Origin of the sequence: Pseudoalteromonas sp. NEC-BIFX-2020_002 (assembly GCF_013002825.1) — a bacterium.
Taxonomy (GTDB): Bacteria; Pseudomonadota; Gammaproteobacteria; order Enterobacterales; family Alteromonadaceae; genus Pseudoalteromonas; species Pseudoalteromonas neustonica.
Window position 1 is genome coordinate 17,132 of sequence record NZ_JABEPJ010000023.1, and the last position, 15,991, is coordinate 33,122.

Here is a 15,991-nt window from a genome sequence, read left to right on the forward strand (position 1 = left end):
CAGGGCAATAAAAAGCCAATTAAAGAATCGGTTAAAACTTCTTGGTGGTAGAAACTTAAACGCTGTGTAAGGTTTATATTTATTTAAATTTAAGACATAGCAACCTCATTGCAAATGATAATCGCATTTATTATCATGTATTAATTATCACTTCATCATTATTATTTTATGCGTTTATCACCTTTAGTACTGGCTATAATTACAGGTTTTTCAGCTTCATCTATTGCTTCAGAACAAACAACAACAGAACAAGAAAAAATAACAGATATTGAAAAAATCTCTGTTGTCGGGCGAGCATTTTCTTTATATCGGCCTATGGATTCAAGTTTTGGCACTCGAACAAACACAGAGATTGAAAAGATCCCACAATCTATTCAAATACTTCCGCAAGAGTTAATAAATGATCAGGCAGCCCGTCAAATTACCGATTTATATAGCAATATAGCCGGTGTAAATGCATTTAGTTACTCAGGCGTGACGTTTCGTGGTTTTCGCCAAGATGAAATTTTATATGATGGTGTAAAAGGTGATCCATTTAATGGTTTTGCTGTTCCTCAGTTATTTAATATTGAACAAATCGCGGTATTAAAAGGCCCTGCAGGGGCCGTTTATGGCAGTGGTAATCCAGGTGGAATCATCAATTATGTAACTAAAAAACCAAAATTTACCGATAAGCATAGTATTGAGTTTGAAGTTGGCAACGATGACTTTTTTAGTGGCGCATTAGAAAGCACAGGCACGCTTAACGATAATTTAGATAATCATGCTTATCGTGTCGGCTTTTATCGTGACTCAGAAAAGCCGTTTCGCAATAATACGAGTAGTGACAATACCATTGTTGATCTTGGTTATACCTGGTTAATTAGTGGTGCTACAGAGTTGACGGCGCAGTACACTTACATAGAACAAGAATTAGGTGGGGCCCGTTTACGTGGTGTACCTGCGGATGATGAAGGTAATTTTCTTGCCGATATAAGTTGGAATCATAATGAAGCAACCGATTTTCAAAATGTAGAAGCTCATGTTTACCAAGCAACACTTAAACATGAAATTAATGATATTTGGCGTACCGATATAACTGCACGTTATTTTGATAATGAAGAAGTGCAAAACTACCATGAGCCTAGGGGCTTAGTAGATACTGACGAAGATGGTGTTGTTGATTGGACTCACCGTGAGTTTCGAGATCAAGTTAGGGAAAATAAGGGTTTTAGCTTAACAGCCAATGCTGTTGTTGAATTTGAACTTGCTGATATGCAGCATCAAATGTTATTTGGCAGTGATTTTTATGAGCATGATTTTAATAGTACCTATCGCACTGCAACGCAACAAAGTCGAGGCGGCCCAGTTACTGGTTTAAGCTTACTTAATTCTGAGTACGGTTTAACCTCAGGGGCTGATTATGCACTCGATACCATTACTCCCAGACTTGGCCGCACAAATAGCTCTCGTTTAGGCTTTTATACCCAAGATCAATTAGATGTAACGGATAACTGGAGTATTACTGCGGGCTTAAGATACGATCGCTTTGAAGATAAGGATGAGCTTAATCAAACTGAGTTTTCAGACAGTGACGTAACTTACCGCATTGGTACTAGCTACAATATTAACGATGTCTTTTTTCCATATGCATTGCATGGAACTGGGTTTGTCCCTCAAAGTGCCAGTAATCAAGATACCGCTAAAGGCGGCCCTTTTTCACCGGAAGAAAGTCGCATTAACGAGCTAGGCCTACGCACTAAATTGCTGAATGATAGCCTTGCCGTAAATATGGCTGTTTACGATATTGTTCGTGAGAATATTCTTCAACCAAGCTTATTAGGTGACGTAGCTAAAGATGGCGTTGACGATTTAGTCGCTATTGGTGAAGTGCAAAGTAAAGGTTTTGAAGTTGAAGTGGTGGGTGATATTACAGAATATTGGGTTGTAACTGCCAATTATGCTTATAATGATACCCGTATTACCGAAGCAAACGATAGTATTCGTAATCAAATACCTAACAGTGACAAGTTTGCTAACGCACCACAAAATACGACAGGTATCTGGACTCGTTATGAGCTACCGACCTTATATTCTTCTATTTCTGCTGGTTTAAACTATGTAGATGAACAATTAAGTTTAGGCGGGCAAGCGGTTAAATCATACACTGTTTATAATATGGCATGGCAAACCACCATAGATAATTGGCAATGGCAATTATCAGTTAAAAACCTGTTTGATAAAGAATATGCGTCAAGTGGGTTTATTGAACGTACAGGGCATTTTCCTGGTGAGCCACGTCGTATTTATTTGAGCGCTAAATACAACTTTTAATCGTGCTGTGTGAAAGCAAAAAGTTGGTTTAATTTACACTCCTGGGCAGGACTCTTTGTAGGGGTTCTGCTTTTTGTTATTTGTTTTTCAGGAACATTAGCAACGTTAAGTCATGAGATAGAGTACTTAAGTGATAAAAAATTTCGGGCAATTAGCAATTCGGGTGAAACCAATTATATAGCTATTGAGCACACATTAAATAAGACATACCCCAGTGCGCAAATTCTCTATATTCACAGACATAAGCAAGATTATTTAGCTACTGAAGTTGCTTTAAAATATCATGATGAATTTTTATTTGTTTACCTTGATGGTGCGACAGGTGCGTGGTTAGGAGAGGGGAAATGGGCACGTGTATCGCGTTTTTTGCGCAATTGGCACATGAACCTTTCATTAGGCTGGATCGGTAAGTTAATTGTCACCTCTTTAAGTTTGCTATTGTTGGTTTTATTTATATCTAGCTTTTATGTTTACCGTCAGTGGTGGCTTGGGTTCTTTAAAAAGCCAAGTCAGCTATTAAAAACCAAGCGCAGCAGTTGGGCTGATTGGCATAAGTTACTCGGGCTATGGAGTTTGTGGTTTATCGCTGTAATGTCGATAACAGGCACATGGTACTTGATTGAACATGGCTTGCAAACGGCTAGAATTGATCATTATGTAGCCGAACCCAGCGCATTGCGTAATTTGCGAAAAGTGCCTGTTCAAGAGTCAAGTGCCCCATTACACGTAGCTACCTTAACGCACAAAGCGCTGCAAGCTTTTTCAAGTTTGGATATTCGTTATATTCGCTACGGGAAAAAGGCAAATCAAGCTGTAGAAGTTAGAGGGTATAACAATGATATATTACTTAGGCTCCGTGCTAATCGAGTTTATTTACATCCAACAACAGGAGTTGTACTCGGGATTCAAAAAGGAGAAAACCTACCAATCATTGCGCGTATTAAAGATACGGCCGATCCTCTTCACTTTGGTAATTTTGCAGGAATTGGCACAAAATTAATTTGGACTATTTTTGGTTTGGCTATGAGCTTTATTAGTGCCACTGGCATGTATATGAGCTGGCTTAGAGTTAAGCGCAAAGTTACATTGACTAAATGGTTAGGCGTTGCCGGTGGTGCTGCTACAGTATTGGTTGTAGCTTCTGTGATTGTGACCAGTGTCAGTTTTAGTGTTCGCACAGTACCTGATTTACTTTTTGCTCCTGCTTTAGCACGCCCTAAATGAATGTTTTCTAGCGCTGTTTGCACCTTTTTTAACTCGCTAGAATAGTTAAAGAGATAAGCAGGCAATAAAAAAGGCGACCTAAGTCGCCTTTATCTAAGTAAACGAGCAATTAGCCCCTTACTTTTATTCCTTGTTTTTCCATACCGCGATAAATATAGAGCATTTGTGCGATAGAGATAAGGTTTGATACTAACCAGTAAAGTACTAGACCTGATGGGAACCAAAGGAAGAACACTGAGAAGATAACCGGCATAAAGGTCATCATCTTTTGTTGCATTGGATCGGTAACCGTCATTGGTTGTAGCTTCTGCGTTATAAACATACTCGCACCAAACAAGATTGGTAATACGTAGTATGGGTCTTTCGCTGATAAGTCAGTTAACCATAAGAAAAACTCAGCATGGCGAAGTTCTGTAGATTCTAAAAATACATAAAACAACGCTAAGAAGATTGGCATTTGTAGCAAAATAGGGAAACAGCCACCCATTGGGTTTACTTTTTCTTTTTTGTACATTTCCATGGTTGCTTGGCCGAACTTTTGACGGTCGTCACCATATTTTTCTTTAAGCGCAGCCATTTTAGGCTGAAGGGCACGCATCTTCGCCATTGACGTGTATTGCGCTTTAGTTAGTGGATACATTAATGATTTAACAATAATGGTAATGGCGATAATAGCCAGACCCCAGTTACCTAAACCACCAATGCTGATATCAAATAATCCAAAGAACGAACCTTCACCCGAGTATAAAAATTTAAGTAGTTCGAATAAAGGCTGTGAGATAAACCATAACCAACCGTAATCGACTGTTAAGTCTAAATCTGGGTGAAGTGCTTCTAATTTATCAGACTCTTTCGGGCCCATATAATAAGTAGCACTAATTGTAGCTTGCGTACCAGCTTGAATATTAACGGGTTCTGCTTTAGTACCAATAATAGCAGCAGTGCCATTTTTTATTGCACTGTAAAGGGTATTTTGTTGGTCTTGTGCAGGTACCCAGGCACTTACAAAGTAATGCTGAATAAAGGCAATGTAACCACCAGTCGTATTAATGCTGAGGTTTTTATCTGCCATATCTGAAAAGCTGTATTTTTCATATGGTTCATCGGCACTACCATAAGCGGCACCAAGGTAGTTTTGATCTACTAAACTGCCTTTTTCTTGTATTGTACGTTCTACTTGTGTGTAAAGTTGTACTTGAATAGGTGAGTTAGTTACGTTGTTAACAGTGTACTCAAGGGCAACATCATATTGGCCTTTTTTGAATACATAGGTTTTAGTAAACGTCACACCGTTGCTATCAGTAAATGTTAAAGGAACGCGAAGTTCATCACCATTCATCGTGAAGCTTTTTTGTTCGGTGCTATAAACAGGTCGACCTTCTGTTGAAGCATCTGGGCCATTTAAACCTGCTAAACCACTTTGCGAGAAGTATTGGTTGCCATCAAACTCACCTAAAAGCATAAATGGTGTTTCTTCACCTTTTACTTCTTCATATTGGAGTAAGTCTGATTCAACAATGTCACCACCACGGGTGTCAATTTTAACGATGAATACATCAGTTTTAATTTCAATTACTGAACGTTTCGCGTGTGTTGCTGCAGTTGGTAACTCACCATCTGCTGATGATGGAATATAATCATCAGAATTAAGCGAATTAGATTTTAGTGTTTGTGTGTTGGCACTAGGATCGACTTTTGGTGCATTGTAATCACTATTCCATTCTTGGAATAATAAAAATGATACAAGCATCAAGCCGATGAATAAAAACGTGCGTTGCGATTCCATAACAGCTCTTATTTCTCGTGTTGGTGGTTAATATGGGTTATTTTTTCAGGCACGGGATCATCCCCGCCTGAATGTAAAGGATGGCATTTTAATATGCGTTTAATCGCTAACCAACCCCCTTTTATTAATCCATGCAAATTAATTGCTTGAATAGCATAAGTGGAGCAGGTTGGATTAAAGCGACAATGCGGACCTAATAGCGGACTAATCCACTTTTGATAACCCCGAATTAATAACACTAAACAGCGCTTTGGAAAAGCAACAAGTGGTTTGATTAACCTCATGATGTTCATGCCTCTGCGTAATATTTAGTGGGTGGATACCATGAATTTAAACACCCTAAATGGAATTTTAAATGCATGATTAAAAGGTGAGCTAAAGATACCTTAATTAACCCTATAATTCTATTGCTATTGGCTTTGTTTATTGGATTTAGCCGATTTGTTAGGGCGTTTTTTAAAGGGTGGTGGTTTAGGCGCATCAGGTTTACAGCGTTCATTAATTTTACGCCATAACTTACCGAGTTGTTTAGTTAGCTCTTCATTTGACTGTTCATCAATACCACTTTTAACCATCAAAACAATATCGATATTATCAATAGTGTGTTGGTTTAAACGAAAACTTTCGCGAGCAAGACGTTTAATACGGTTTCGTTGGCAAGCTTTTTTAACCCGTTTTTTAGCGACAGTGAGTCCTAAGCGAGGTTTTGCTTGGTCATTGGGTTTTGCTAATAAGGTAAAAAAAGGAGTTGCGGCCCGAGCGGGTTCATTAAAGATGCGAGAGTAATGCGAGGGAGTTAACAGACGTAACTCCCTGCCAAAGTTAAAGTCTTCCACTTATATATTAAGCAGAAAGAACTTTACGGCCTTTAGCGCGGCGACGAGCTAATACTTTACGGCCATTTACAGTTGCCATGCGAGCACGGAAACCGTGTGCACGTTTGCGTTTTAAAACGCTAGGTTGAAAAGTTCTCTTCATAACAATTCCATCCGATCGGTTAAAGGTTAAAACATCCTATGCAGGTCGCGATCCTGGCACAGGTGCCATTGCGAGCGCGAGATATTATAGATGAAGGCCCATAAAGTCAATCATAATTACATTAATAGTATAAAGGTATAATAGATCTAAGCTGGGGATCTATTAGGATCCTTATAATAAAGAAGTTTTCCACAGCCACTGTATAAAAAGTGCATAAAAGCTTGGGGTAACTAAAATAGATCGTAGGTTTTAATCGCGATCTAACGTGTTTTTTGTTATGATCATCCTTTGGTTGGGAAAATAATATTCATTTAAAATCAGTGTTTTAAATGTTTTTTGTGCAGAGATCATCTTTTTAAAAGAAATCAATCTTGTACTTGTGGATAAAGTCCCTTCATAATACTCGGTCTTGGGTGAAATAAATGCCTAATTTGTAGTCGTAAATGTTTAATTTTCCATCATTATTGATGACCGGGAATGAAACTGAATCTTTGGGAGTTTAACTGTGTATCTGTCGGTTTGGCAAAGTTGTTTATATGTATTGCAAGATGAACTGCCTTCGCAGCAGTTCAGTATGTGGGTAAGACCACTTCAAGCAGAAAGTACCGAAGATACCCTGACGATTTATGCGCCTAATCGTTTTGTTCTTGATTGGGTGAGAGAAAAATATTTAAACCGGATTAATGAACTACTTGTAGAAATCTGTAAAGACGAAGCACCAGAGTTACGTTTTGATGTAGGCAGTAAACCAATTTTGAATACTCAGGCAGCGACTGCACCTGTAGTTGATAATTCATCGGTTACTTTTTCGCAACCAGCAAGTCGTCAGCAACCTAAAGAAGCTAAAGCTGTTGTAGAGCCTGCGCCTAAATCTGCTTATAAATCGAATATTAAAGAAAACTATACTTTTGACAGCTTTGTAGAAGGTAAATCTAATCAGTTAGCTAAAGCTGCGGCAACGCAAGTAGCCGATAATCCAGGCGCTGCTTTTAACCCTGTATTTATATACGGTGGCACTGGCTTAGGTAAAACACATTTATTACATGCGGTTGGTAATGGTATTTTGGCAAATAAGCCAGATGCAAAAATTGTTTACATGCACTCAGAACGTTTTGTGCAAGATATGGTTAAAGCACTGCAAAATAACGCTATCGAAGAATTTAAACGTTATTATCGTAGCGTTGATGCTTTAATGATCGATGATATTCAGTTTTTTGCTAATAAAGAGCGTTCACAGGAAGAATTTTTCCATACTTTCAATGCGTTACTTGAAGGTAATCAACAAATTATTTTAACCTCTGATCGTTATCCAAAAGAGATTGAAGGGGTTGAAGATCGCCTTAAATCGCGTTTTGGTTGGGGTTTAACTATCGCAATAGAGCCGCCAGAGCTTGAGACGCGAGTTGCAATTTTGATGAAAAAAGCGCAGCAGAGTAAAATTAATTTACCGCATGAAGTTGCCTTTTTTATCGCAAAAAAATTACGTTCAAATGTACGTGAATTAGAAGGGGCACTTAACCGTGTTATTGCCAATGCAAACTTTACTGGTCGTCCAATTTCTATCGATTTTGTAAAAGAAGCATTACGTGATTTACTCGCCTTGCAGGACAAGCTAGTAACAATAGATAATATTCAACGCACAGTTGCTGAGTATTACCGTATTCGAATTTCCGATCTTCTGTCAAAGCGCCGTAGTCGTTCTATAGCGAGGCCCCGCCAAGTAGCAATGGCATTGTCTAAAGAGTTGACTAATCACAGCTTACCGGAGATTGGCGATGCATTTGGCGGGCGTGATCACACGACTGTGTTACATGCATGTCGTAAAATTAAATCACTACGTGACGAAAGCCACGAAGTGAAAGAAGATTATCAAAACCTAATAAGAACATTGTCATCTTAAGGCTGACTTTATTATGCAAATAACCATATCAAGAGATCAATTCTTAAAACCTTTAGTGCAAGTATCGGGTGCAATCGAGCGCAAACATACTTTGCCGATTCTATCTAACGTTTTGTTAGAGGTTGAAGATGGTCTGCTTTCAATGACAGGTACAGACCTAGAAATTGAGCTCGTCGCAAACGTGTTTGTTGGCGACGATGTTGATGATACAAAATTGACTTTGCCAGCTAAAAAATTACTCGATATTTGTAAAAGCTTGCCAGACGGTTCAGAGCTGACATTAGCAAGTCAAGATCATCAGTTACTACTGACCAGTGGTAAAAGTCGTTTTTCATTAACAACGCTTGCTGCTGAAGACTTCCCTAATTTAGAGCAGTGGGACGGCGAGGTTGAGTTTCAGCTAACCCGACTTGAGCTGCGAAAATTACTTGAAAGCACCCATTTCTCAATGGCAAACCAAGATGTACGTTATTACTTAAATGGCATGTCGTTTGAAGTAGATAATGCAGACATTAAAACAGTCGCAACAGATGGTCACCGTTTAGCAATCGCACAAAAGCAGTTGCCGCAGTCATTAAATACTCAGCGCCAGTTAATTATTCCGCGTAAAGGCGTGCAAGAAATTATGCGATTGATGGTTGCTGATGATGAGTTAGTAACAATTCAGTTTGGTGCTAACCACATTCGTATTATTGACACTGAATTTACTTTTACCAGTAAATTAGTTGATGGACGCTTTCCTGATTACCGTCGTGTTTTACCTCGTGGCGGAGATAAAGTGATTACTGCAAACCGCGAGTGGTTACGCAGTGCGTTTCAACGAGTATCAATATTGTCGAACGAAAAGTTTAGAGGCGTACGTTTAAACTTATCGAATGGGCTATTAAAAATTACAGCCAATAACCCAGAGCAAGAGCAAGCAGAAGAAATTGTTGAAGTTGGGTATCAAGGTGATGATTTAGAAATAGGCTTTAACGTTTCCTATGTACTTGATGTATTGAATACACTTAAAACAGAAGATGTATTATTTACGCTTGCCGATTCGAATAGTAGTGCATTGATCGAAGGTGCGGGTGATGAAGAAGCCATGTACGTTGTTATGCCTATGCGCTTATAGTCACTTATGAGTTTAAGTCATTTGAGCCTCAGTCATTTTCGTAATATTGAGGCTCTCACATTAGAGCCAATTGATGGAATAAATGTTATATATGGTGAAAACGGTAGTGGTAAAACGAGCCTTTTAGAGGCGATATATTTCCTTTCTCATGGCAAATCATTTCGCACGCCTAAACACCGAAGTATCATTACTCACCATCAAGAAAAATTTACCATTCATGGCCGTAAGTCTCTTTACAATTTATCGATACCAATTGGTATTAGTAAAACACTCAGTGGTGAAACAGAATTAAAAATACAGGGTAAATCTAGCCGTCGAGTGTCTGAACTTGCTCAGTTAATGCCTGTGCAGGTAATTACTCCTGAAAGCTATTCACTGTTTTTTGGCGGACCTAAAGAACGGAGAAAGTTTTTAGATTTAGGATTGTTCCACGTGGAACAAGACTTTTTTTATCTCTGGCAATCGTTCAATAAAGTATTGAAACAACGTAATGCACTACTGAAAAGTAAGCCTAAGAATTATTTTGACCAAATCAAGTTTTGGGATAAAGAATTTGTTAGACTGGCAGAACAAATAAATAATTTACGAATTGCGTATATAAGTAGGTTTAAGCAGCAGTTTTTTGGTAAAATGTGTGCAGAATTAACGCTTATACGCGATTTAGAAATAAGCTTTTATGCTGGATGGAAAGAGAGTGAATCTCTAGCCGATGCTCTTGAGCAAAGTTTTGAGCGCGATAGTCGCCAAGGCTTTACAAACAAAGGGCCACATAAAGCTGATTTTAGTTTTAGTGTCGCTGGCAACAGTGTTGAGAATACATTCTCACGCGGTCAACTCAAACTATTGCTTTATGCGTTAAAAGTAACGCAAAATAGTTTGATTGAGTCAGAGACAGAAAAGCAATCAATATTGCTAATAGATGATTTACCTTCGGAGTTAGGGGAAGATACGAAAGAGAAGGTCGGCCAATTACTGTCGCACTGTCGCTCTCAAATATTTATCTCTGCTATTGAATCCGAAAGTATTTCTGCTGTGGTGGAACCCATGCAACGAGAACTACAAATGTTCCACGTGAAACATGGCAACCTAATAACAAGATAAGTGGGATTAACCATGTCTGAGAATTACGATTCGTCGAGTATTAAAGTACTAAAAGGATTAGACGCAGTAAGAAAGCGTCCTGGAATGTATATAGGGGACACCGATGATGGCACAGGCTTACACCACATGGTGTTTGAGGTCGTTGATAACTCTATCGATGAAGCCTTAGCAGGTCATTGTGATGACATCTATGTGACAATTCATTTAGATGGTTCAGTCTCTGTTCGAGATAACGGCCGTGGTATTCCAACGTCTATTCATGAAGAAGAAGGTGTATCAGCTGCTGAAGTAATTATGACAGTACTGCATGCTGGTGGTAAGTTTGATGATAACTCATATAAAGTATCAGGTGGCTTGCACGGTGTTGGTGTTTCAGTAGTTAATGCGCTTTCAGAAAAATTAAAGTTAACAGTTCGCCGTGAAGGCAAATTGCATGAGCAGTTTTATACAATGGGTGTTCCTGACGCGCCATTAGCTGTAATTGGCGATTCAGAAACAACAGGTACTGAACTGCGTTTTTGGCCAAGTGCTGAAACATTTACTAACTTAGATTTTCATTACGATATTCTAGCTAAGCGTTTACGCGAATTATCATTCCTGAATTCAGGTGTGAGTATTATTTTAAATGATGAACGCGAAGAGAATAAAAGCGACCACTTCAAATATGAAGGGGGTATTCAAGCGTTTGTAGAATACTTAAATCGTAACAAAACACCTATCCATAAAGGTGTATTCCACTTTACTCACGAACGTGAAGAAGATGGAATTAGCGTTGAAGTGTCAATGCAGTGGAATGATGCTTACCAAGAAAACATTTACTGTTTTACAAATAACATTCCACAACGTGATGGTGGTACTCATTTAGCCGGTTTCAGATCTGCGCTAACACGTACACTTAACAACTATATGGAAAAAGAAGGCTTTAACAAAAAAGCTAAAACAACCAGTAATGCCACCGGTGATGATGCCCGTGAAGGCTTGACTGCAGTTGTAAGCGTTAAAGTTCCTGATCCTAAGTTCTCATCACAAACGAAAGATAAGCTAGTTTCGAGCGAAGTTAAATCCGCGGTAGAACAAGCAATGGCTGAAAAATTCACTGAATTCTTACTAGAGAATCCAGTGGATGCGAAGATAGTTGTTGGTAAGATCATTGATGCTTCGCGTGCCCGTGAAGCTGCGCGTAAAGCCCGTGAAATGACTCGTCGCAAAGGCGCTATGGATTTAGCTGGTTTACCAGGTAAGTTAGCAGATTGCCAAGAAAAAGATCCAGCACAGTCTGAACTATATATAGTGGAAGGGGACTCTGCTGGCGGATCAGCCAAGCAGGGTCGTAACCGTAAGAATCAAGCGATTCTTCCGCTTAAAGGTAAAATACTAAACGTAGAAAAAGCGCGTTTTGATAAGATGCTTTCTTCACAAGAAGTAGCAACCCTTATCACTGCACTTGGTTGTGGTATTGGCCGTGATGAGTATAACCCTGAAAAGTTACGCTATCATCGTATTATTATCATGACCGATGCTGACGTCGATGGTTCGCACATTCGTACGCTACTATTGACCTTCTTCTATCGTCAAATGCCAGAAATCGTAGAACGCGGTTATATTTATATTGCACAACCACCACTTTATAAAGTGAAAAAAGGTAAACAAGAGCGTTATATTAAAGATGATCCAGCGCTTGTCGAATACCTAACTTCATTAGCATTAAATGGTGCTGCACTGTATACCAGCGCAGATGCATCGGCACTTGAAGGTGAGGCTTTAGAATCGATTGTTCATGATTACCAAAATACTGTAAAAGTTATTGAGCGCTTAAAGCGTAAATACCCGAACACAGTGATGGAACGTTTAATTTATCAAACAGAACTAAACGAAGCTGATTTGTCTGACGAAGCCAAAGTCATTGCATGGACTAATACCCTTGTTGCCGATTTAGTTGAGCGTGATGAAGATGCGACAATCTTTGCTGCTGCAACTGAGCACGATACTGAGCGTAACTTGTATTACCCAGTGATCAATATTCGCCAACATGGTGTTGATAAAGCACATGTACTAAGCCATGACTTTATCTCTTCACGTGATTATAAGCGCATCGCAGTGACGGGCACTAACATTGCCAATATCCTAAGTGAAGGTGCTTATATTCAACGTGGTGAGAAGACCCTAGCCGTAGATAACTTTGTAGATGCATTAGAGTGGTTAATCACTGAGTCTAAGCGTGGTTTATACATCCAACGCTATAAAGGACTGGGTGAAATGAATCCAAGTCAGCTATGGGAAACTACCATGGATCCTTCAGCTCGTCGTATGCTGCAAGTAACCATTGAAGATGCCGTTGGTGCAGACCAATTATTCGCTACGTTAATGGGTGACCAAGTTGAACCGCGCCGTGAGTTTATCGAAACGAACGCATTACGCGTAGTTAACCTCGATGTTTAATTCTCTTTGAGAATCAAAAAAGGAGCCCAAGGGCTCCTTTTTTATTGACTGCAATTGCACAAACTGCTTAAAACCTGACTTCGCACAAGGTATACTGAGTGTAATTTTCACGCTACATCACAGCAGATACTAAAAGCCAAATATGCAAAAATATGACGTTAAAACCTTTCAAGGTTTGATCCTGGCTTTACAGGATTACTGGGCACAGCAAGGCTGTGTCATTATTCAGCCACTCGATATGGAAGTAGGCGCAGGGACATTTCACCCGCAAACATTCTTAAAATCTATTGGTCCAGAGCCAATGTCGAGCGCGTATGTACAACCATGTCGCCGTCCTACCGATGGCCGTTATGGTGAAAATCCAAATCGCTTACAGCATTACTATCAATTCCAAGTGGTATTAAAACCATCACCAGAGAATATTCAAGAGCTTTATTTAGGCTCTTTAGCCGCTGTAGGCATTGATACACTTACTGACGAAGTTCGCTTTGTAGAAGACAACTGGGAGTCACCTACATTAGGTGCATGGGGTCTTGGTTGGGAGATTTGGTTAAACGGCATGGAAGTAACACAGTTTACTTACTTTCAACAAGTGGGTGGCTTAGAGTGCTCTCCTGTAACGGGTGAAATCACCTACGGACTTGAGCGCCTAGCAATGTACATTCAAGGCGTTGACAGTATTTACGATCTTGTTTGGGCTGATGGTCCAATGGGTCGTGTTACCTATGGCGATGTTTTTCACCAAAACGAAGTTGAGCAATCAAAGTATAATTTTGAACATGCTAACGTTGAAGATCAGTTTGCACAGTTTGATAAATGTGAAGCGCAAAGCCAAAAGCTAATTGAAGCTGGCTTACCATTACCAGCGTATGAGCAGGTAATGAAAGCATCGCATGCATTTAACTTGCTTGATGCACGTCATGCAATTTCAGTGACAGAGCGCCAACGTTATATTTTACGCGTTCGAGCGTTATCTAAAGCATGTGCACAAAGTTATTATGATGCACGCGAAGCGCTTGGTTTCCCGCTGTGTAAGGATAAGTAGCATGAGCATGTCAGCACAAAATTTATTAGTCGAAATTGGCACTGAAGAGTTGCCACCAAAATCACTGCGTAAACTTGCAGAAGCATTTTCTGTAAACTTAACCGCTGAACTTGCGAGCTTAGAGCTTACTCACCAAGGTGTTAGTTGGTATGCATCGCCTCGTCGTTTAGGTTTACAAGTAACAGCATTAGAAGCTAAGCAACAAGACAAAGAAGTTGAAAAACGCGGCCCTGCAACTAAAGCTGCATTTGATGCAGAAGGTAACCCAACTAAAGCGGCAATGGGTTGGGCTCGTGGTTGTGGTATCGAAGTAAGTGAAGCACAAACACTTGAAACCGATAAAGGCGCATGGTTACTACATATTGCCAAAGTTGCAGGTAAAGACACTACTGCGTTAATGAATGATGTAGTAAATAAAGCATTGGCTAAATTACCTATACCGAAACCAATGCGCTGGGGCTCGAATAAAACTCAATTTATTCGTCCGGTTCATACTGCAACTATTTTGTTTGGTGATCAATTAATCGAAGGCGAAGTGCTTGGTAAAGTAATTAGCAACCAACTACAAGGCCATCGTTTTCATCACCCAGAAAAAATTAGCATTAACCATGCTGATGATGTTTTTGAGGTGCTTAAGTCTGCACATGTTGTTGCTGATTACGAGGAGCGTAAAGCGCAAATACGTAGCCAAATTGAAGCGGCAGCAAAAGCAGTTAATGCCGTTGTTGCAATGGATGAAGATTTACTTGAAGAAGTTACTTCACTTGTTGAATGGCCAGTTACCTTGACCGCAACATTTGAAGAAGCATTTTTAGATGTACCAGCCGAAGCGCTGATCTACACCATGAAAGACGATCAAAAATATTTCCCGTTACTAGATCAAGATGGCAAATTACTTAACAAGTTTTTGTTTGTGTCAAACATTGAAAGTAAAAACCCAACCGTTGTAATTTCTGGTAATGAAAAAGTAGTGCGCCCACGTTTGGCTGATGCGCAGTTCTTTTTTGAAACAGATAAAAAGAAAACACTTGAAAGCCGCCTAGAATCACTTGATAGCGTATTGTTCCAAAAGCAATTGGGCACGCTTAAAGACAAGTCTGAGCGTATTGCACAACTTGCCGGTTATATCGCTGAACAACTTGGTGCAGATAAAGCCCTTGCAGAGCGCGCTGGTTTGTTAAGTAAAACTGACCTAATGACTGAAATGGTCATGGAGTTTACTGACGTTCAAGGTGTTATGGGGATGCACTATGCACGTCATGACGGTGAAGCTGAAGATGTAGCCATGGCACAAAACGAGCAGTACATGCCACGCTTTGCCGGCGATAGCTTACCAACAAACTTGATCAGTTGCGCTGTTGCGATTGCAGATAAGTTTGACACGCTGGTGGGTATATTTGGTATTGGCCAAGCGCCAAAAGGCGATAAAGACCCATTTGCTCTTCGTCGTGCTGCTATTGGTGCACTACGTATTATGGTTGAGAAAGAGTTGTCATTAGACATTCTTGATCTGGTTGCTAAGTCGCAAAGTTTGTTTGGCGAAAAGCTAACAAACGCAAATGTATCAAACGATGTATTTGAATTTATGCTAGGGCGCTTCCGCGCTTGGTATCAAGACGAAGGCATTGAAGTTGATGTTATTCAAGCTGTGTTAGTACGCCGTCCAACTAAACCAGTTGATTTTGACCGTCGTGTTAAAGCCGTAAGCCACTTCCGTACGTTAGACGCGGCAGAAGCGCTTGCAGCAGCAAATAAACGTGTAAGTAATATTCTTGCTAAGAATAACATTACAGCACAAGGCACTGTTGATGAGAGTTTATTAAGCGACGACGCTGAAAAAGCTCTTGCAGCACAAGTCGCAAAATTTGCCACTGACCTTGCTCCGCTTTATGCTGCGGGCGATTATCAAGAAGCATTAGCACAACTTGCGGGTATCCGTGAAAGTGTTGATAACTTCTTTGATAACGTAATGGTAATGGCAGACGATGAAGCCGTTAAGCAAAATCGTTTAGCATTACTAAGTCAACTTAGCGGTCTATTTTTAGATATTGCTGATATTTCTGTCCTGCAGAAGTAAATTAAGCGTAG

At 39.8% G+C, this 15,991-nt stretch carries 12 protein-coding genes; 8 read left to right on the forward strand and 4 right to left on the reverse strand.

Going from position 1 to position 15,991, the window contains the following annotated elements; translation table 11 throughout:
* The first annotated feature begins 168 nt into the window (after positions 1-168).
* Both HJP15_RS19275 and HJP15_RS19280 read left to right on the forward strand, forming a co-directional pair.
* Positions 169-2,313, forward strand: coding sequence for a TonB-dependent siderophore receptor (locus HJP15_RS19275; protein ID WP_170174396.1), 2,145 nt, complete (start codon positions 169-171; stop codon positions 2,311-2,313).
* Between the two features lie 9 nt (positions 2,314-2,322).
* The gene (locus HJP15_RS19280; protein ID WP_170174397.1) at positions 2,323-3,537 is read left to right on the forward strand and encodes a PepSY domain-containing protein; all 1,215 of its coding nucleotides are present in this window, start codon (positions 2,323-2,325) and stop codon (positions 3,535-3,537) included.
* A 109-nt stretch (positions 3,538-3,646) separates the two neighbouring features.
* On the opposite strand, the gene yidC is transcribed toward HJP15_RS19280, so the two are convergent.
* The 4 genes from yidC to rpmH all read right to left on the reverse strand — a co-directional run bounded on the left by yidC (position 3,647) and on the right by rpmH (position 6,301).
* The gene (gene yidC / locus HJP15_RS19285; RefSeq protein WP_170174398.1) at positions 3,647-5,323 is read right to left on the reverse strand and encodes a membrane protein insertase YidC; all 1,677 of its coding nucleotides are present in this window, start codon (positions 5,321-5,323) and stop codon (positions 3,647-3,649) included.
* An 8-nt stretch (positions 5,324-5,331) separates the two neighbouring features.
* On the reverse strand, positions 5,332-5,607 hold the full coding sequence (gene yidD / locus HJP15_RS19290) for a membrane protein insertion efficiency factor YidD (protein ID WP_054206593.1): 276 nt from the start codon (positions 5,605-5,607) through the stop codon (positions 5,332-5,334).
* A 126-nt stretch (positions 5,608-5,733) separates the two neighbouring features.
* On the reverse strand, positions 5,734-6,159 hold the full coding sequence (gene rnpA / locus HJP15_RS19295) for a ribonuclease P protein component (RefSeq protein WP_054206592.1): 426 nt from the start codon (positions 6,157-6,159) through the stop codon (positions 5,734-5,736).
* A gap of 7 nt (positions 6,160-6,166) precedes the next feature.
* Entirely contained in the window at positions 6,167-6,301 is a 135-nt protein-coding gene (gene rpmH, locus HJP15_RS19300) for a 50S ribosomal protein L34 (protein WP_004335215.1), read from the reverse strand.
* 505 nt (positions 6,302-6,806) lie between these two features.
* Between rpmH and dnaA the strand changes: the two genes are divergently transcribed.
* The 6 genes from dnaA (at position 6,807) to glyS (ending at position 15,980) form a co-directional block, all read left to right on the forward strand.
* Positions 6,807-8,201 (forward strand): chromosomal replication initiator protein DnaA, encoded by a 1,395-nt coding sequence (dnaA, locus tag HJP15_RS19305; RefSeq protein ID WP_054206591.1) that lies wholly within the window; start codon positions 6,807-6,809, stop codon positions 8,199-8,201.
* Positions 8,202-8,214: 13 nt separating this feature from the next.
* The gene (gene dnaN / locus HJP15_RS19310; protein WP_054206590.1) at positions 8,215-9,318 is read left to right on the forward strand and encodes a DNA polymerase III subunit beta; all 1,104 of its coding nucleotides are present in this window, start codon (positions 8,215-8,217) and stop codon (positions 9,316-9,318) included.
* Between the two features lie 6 nt (positions 9,319-9,324).
* Positions 9,325-10,419: a DNA replication/repair protein RecF gene (recF, locus tag HJP15_RS19315; protein WP_054206589.1), complete on the forward strand. Its 1,095-nt coding sequence runs from the start codon at positions 9,325-9,327 to the stop codon at positions 10,417-10,419.
* A gap of 12 nt (positions 10,420-10,431) precedes the next feature.
* Positions 10,432-12,858: a DNA topoisomerase (ATP-hydrolyzing) subunit B gene (gene gyrB, locus HJP15_RS19320; RefSeq protein ID WP_054455841.1), complete on the forward strand. Its 2,427-nt coding sequence runs from the start codon at positions 10,432-10,434 to the stop codon at positions 12,856-12,858.
* A 142-nt stretch (positions 12,859-13,000) separates the two neighbouring features.
* Complete coding sequence (gene glyQ / locus HJP15_RS19325; protein WP_054206587.1) at positions 13,001-13,903, forward strand: glycine--tRNA ligase subunit alpha; 903 nt, start codon at positions 13,001-13,003, stop codon at positions 13,901-13,903.
* Between the two features lie 7 nt (positions 13,904-13,910).
* A complete protein-coding gene (glyS, locus tag HJP15_RS19330; protein WP_170174407.1) occupies positions 13,911-15,980 on the forward strand; it encodes a glycine--tRNA ligase subunit beta in 2,070 nt (689 codons plus the stop codon).
* Positions 15,981-15,991 lie beyond the last annotated feature (11 nt).

Excerpts from the sequence above, each read along its gene's own strand:
- rpmH (WP_004335215.1), bottom strand. The coding sequence starts at position 6,301 with ATGAAGAGAACTTTTCAACCTAGCGTTTTAAAACGCAAACGTGCACAC.
- dnaN (WP_054206590.1), top strand. The coding sequence starts at position 8,215 with ATGCAAATAACCATATCAAGAGATCAATTCTTAAAACCTTTAGTGCAA.
- glyS (WP_170174407.1), top strand. The coding sequence starts at position 13,911 with ATGTCAGCACAAAATTTATTAGTCGAAATTGGCACTGAAGAGTTGCCA.
- glyQ (WP_054206587.1), top strand. The coding sequence starts at position 13,001 with ATGCAAAAATATGACGTTAAAACCTTTCAAGGTTTGATCCTGGCTTTA.
- HJP15_RS19275 (WP_170174396.1), top strand. The coding sequence starts at position 169 with ATGCGTTTATCACCTTTAGTACTGGCTATAATTACAGGTTTTTCAGCT.
- yidC (WP_170174398.1), bottom strand. The coding sequence starts at position 5,323 with ATGGAATCGCAACGCACGTTTTTATTCATCGGCTTGATGCTTGTATCA.
- gyrB (WP_054455841.1), top strand. The coding sequence starts at position 10,432 with ATGTCTGAGAATTACGATTCGTCGAGTATTAAAGTACTAAAAGGATTA.
- recF (WP_054206589.1), top strand. The coding sequence starts at position 9,325 with ATGAGTTTAAGTCATTTGAGCCTCAGTCATTTTCGTAATATTGAGGCT.
- yidD (WP_054206593.1), bottom strand. The coding sequence starts at position 5,607 with ATGAGGTTAATCAAACCACTTGTTGCTTTTCCAAAGCGCTGTTTAGTG.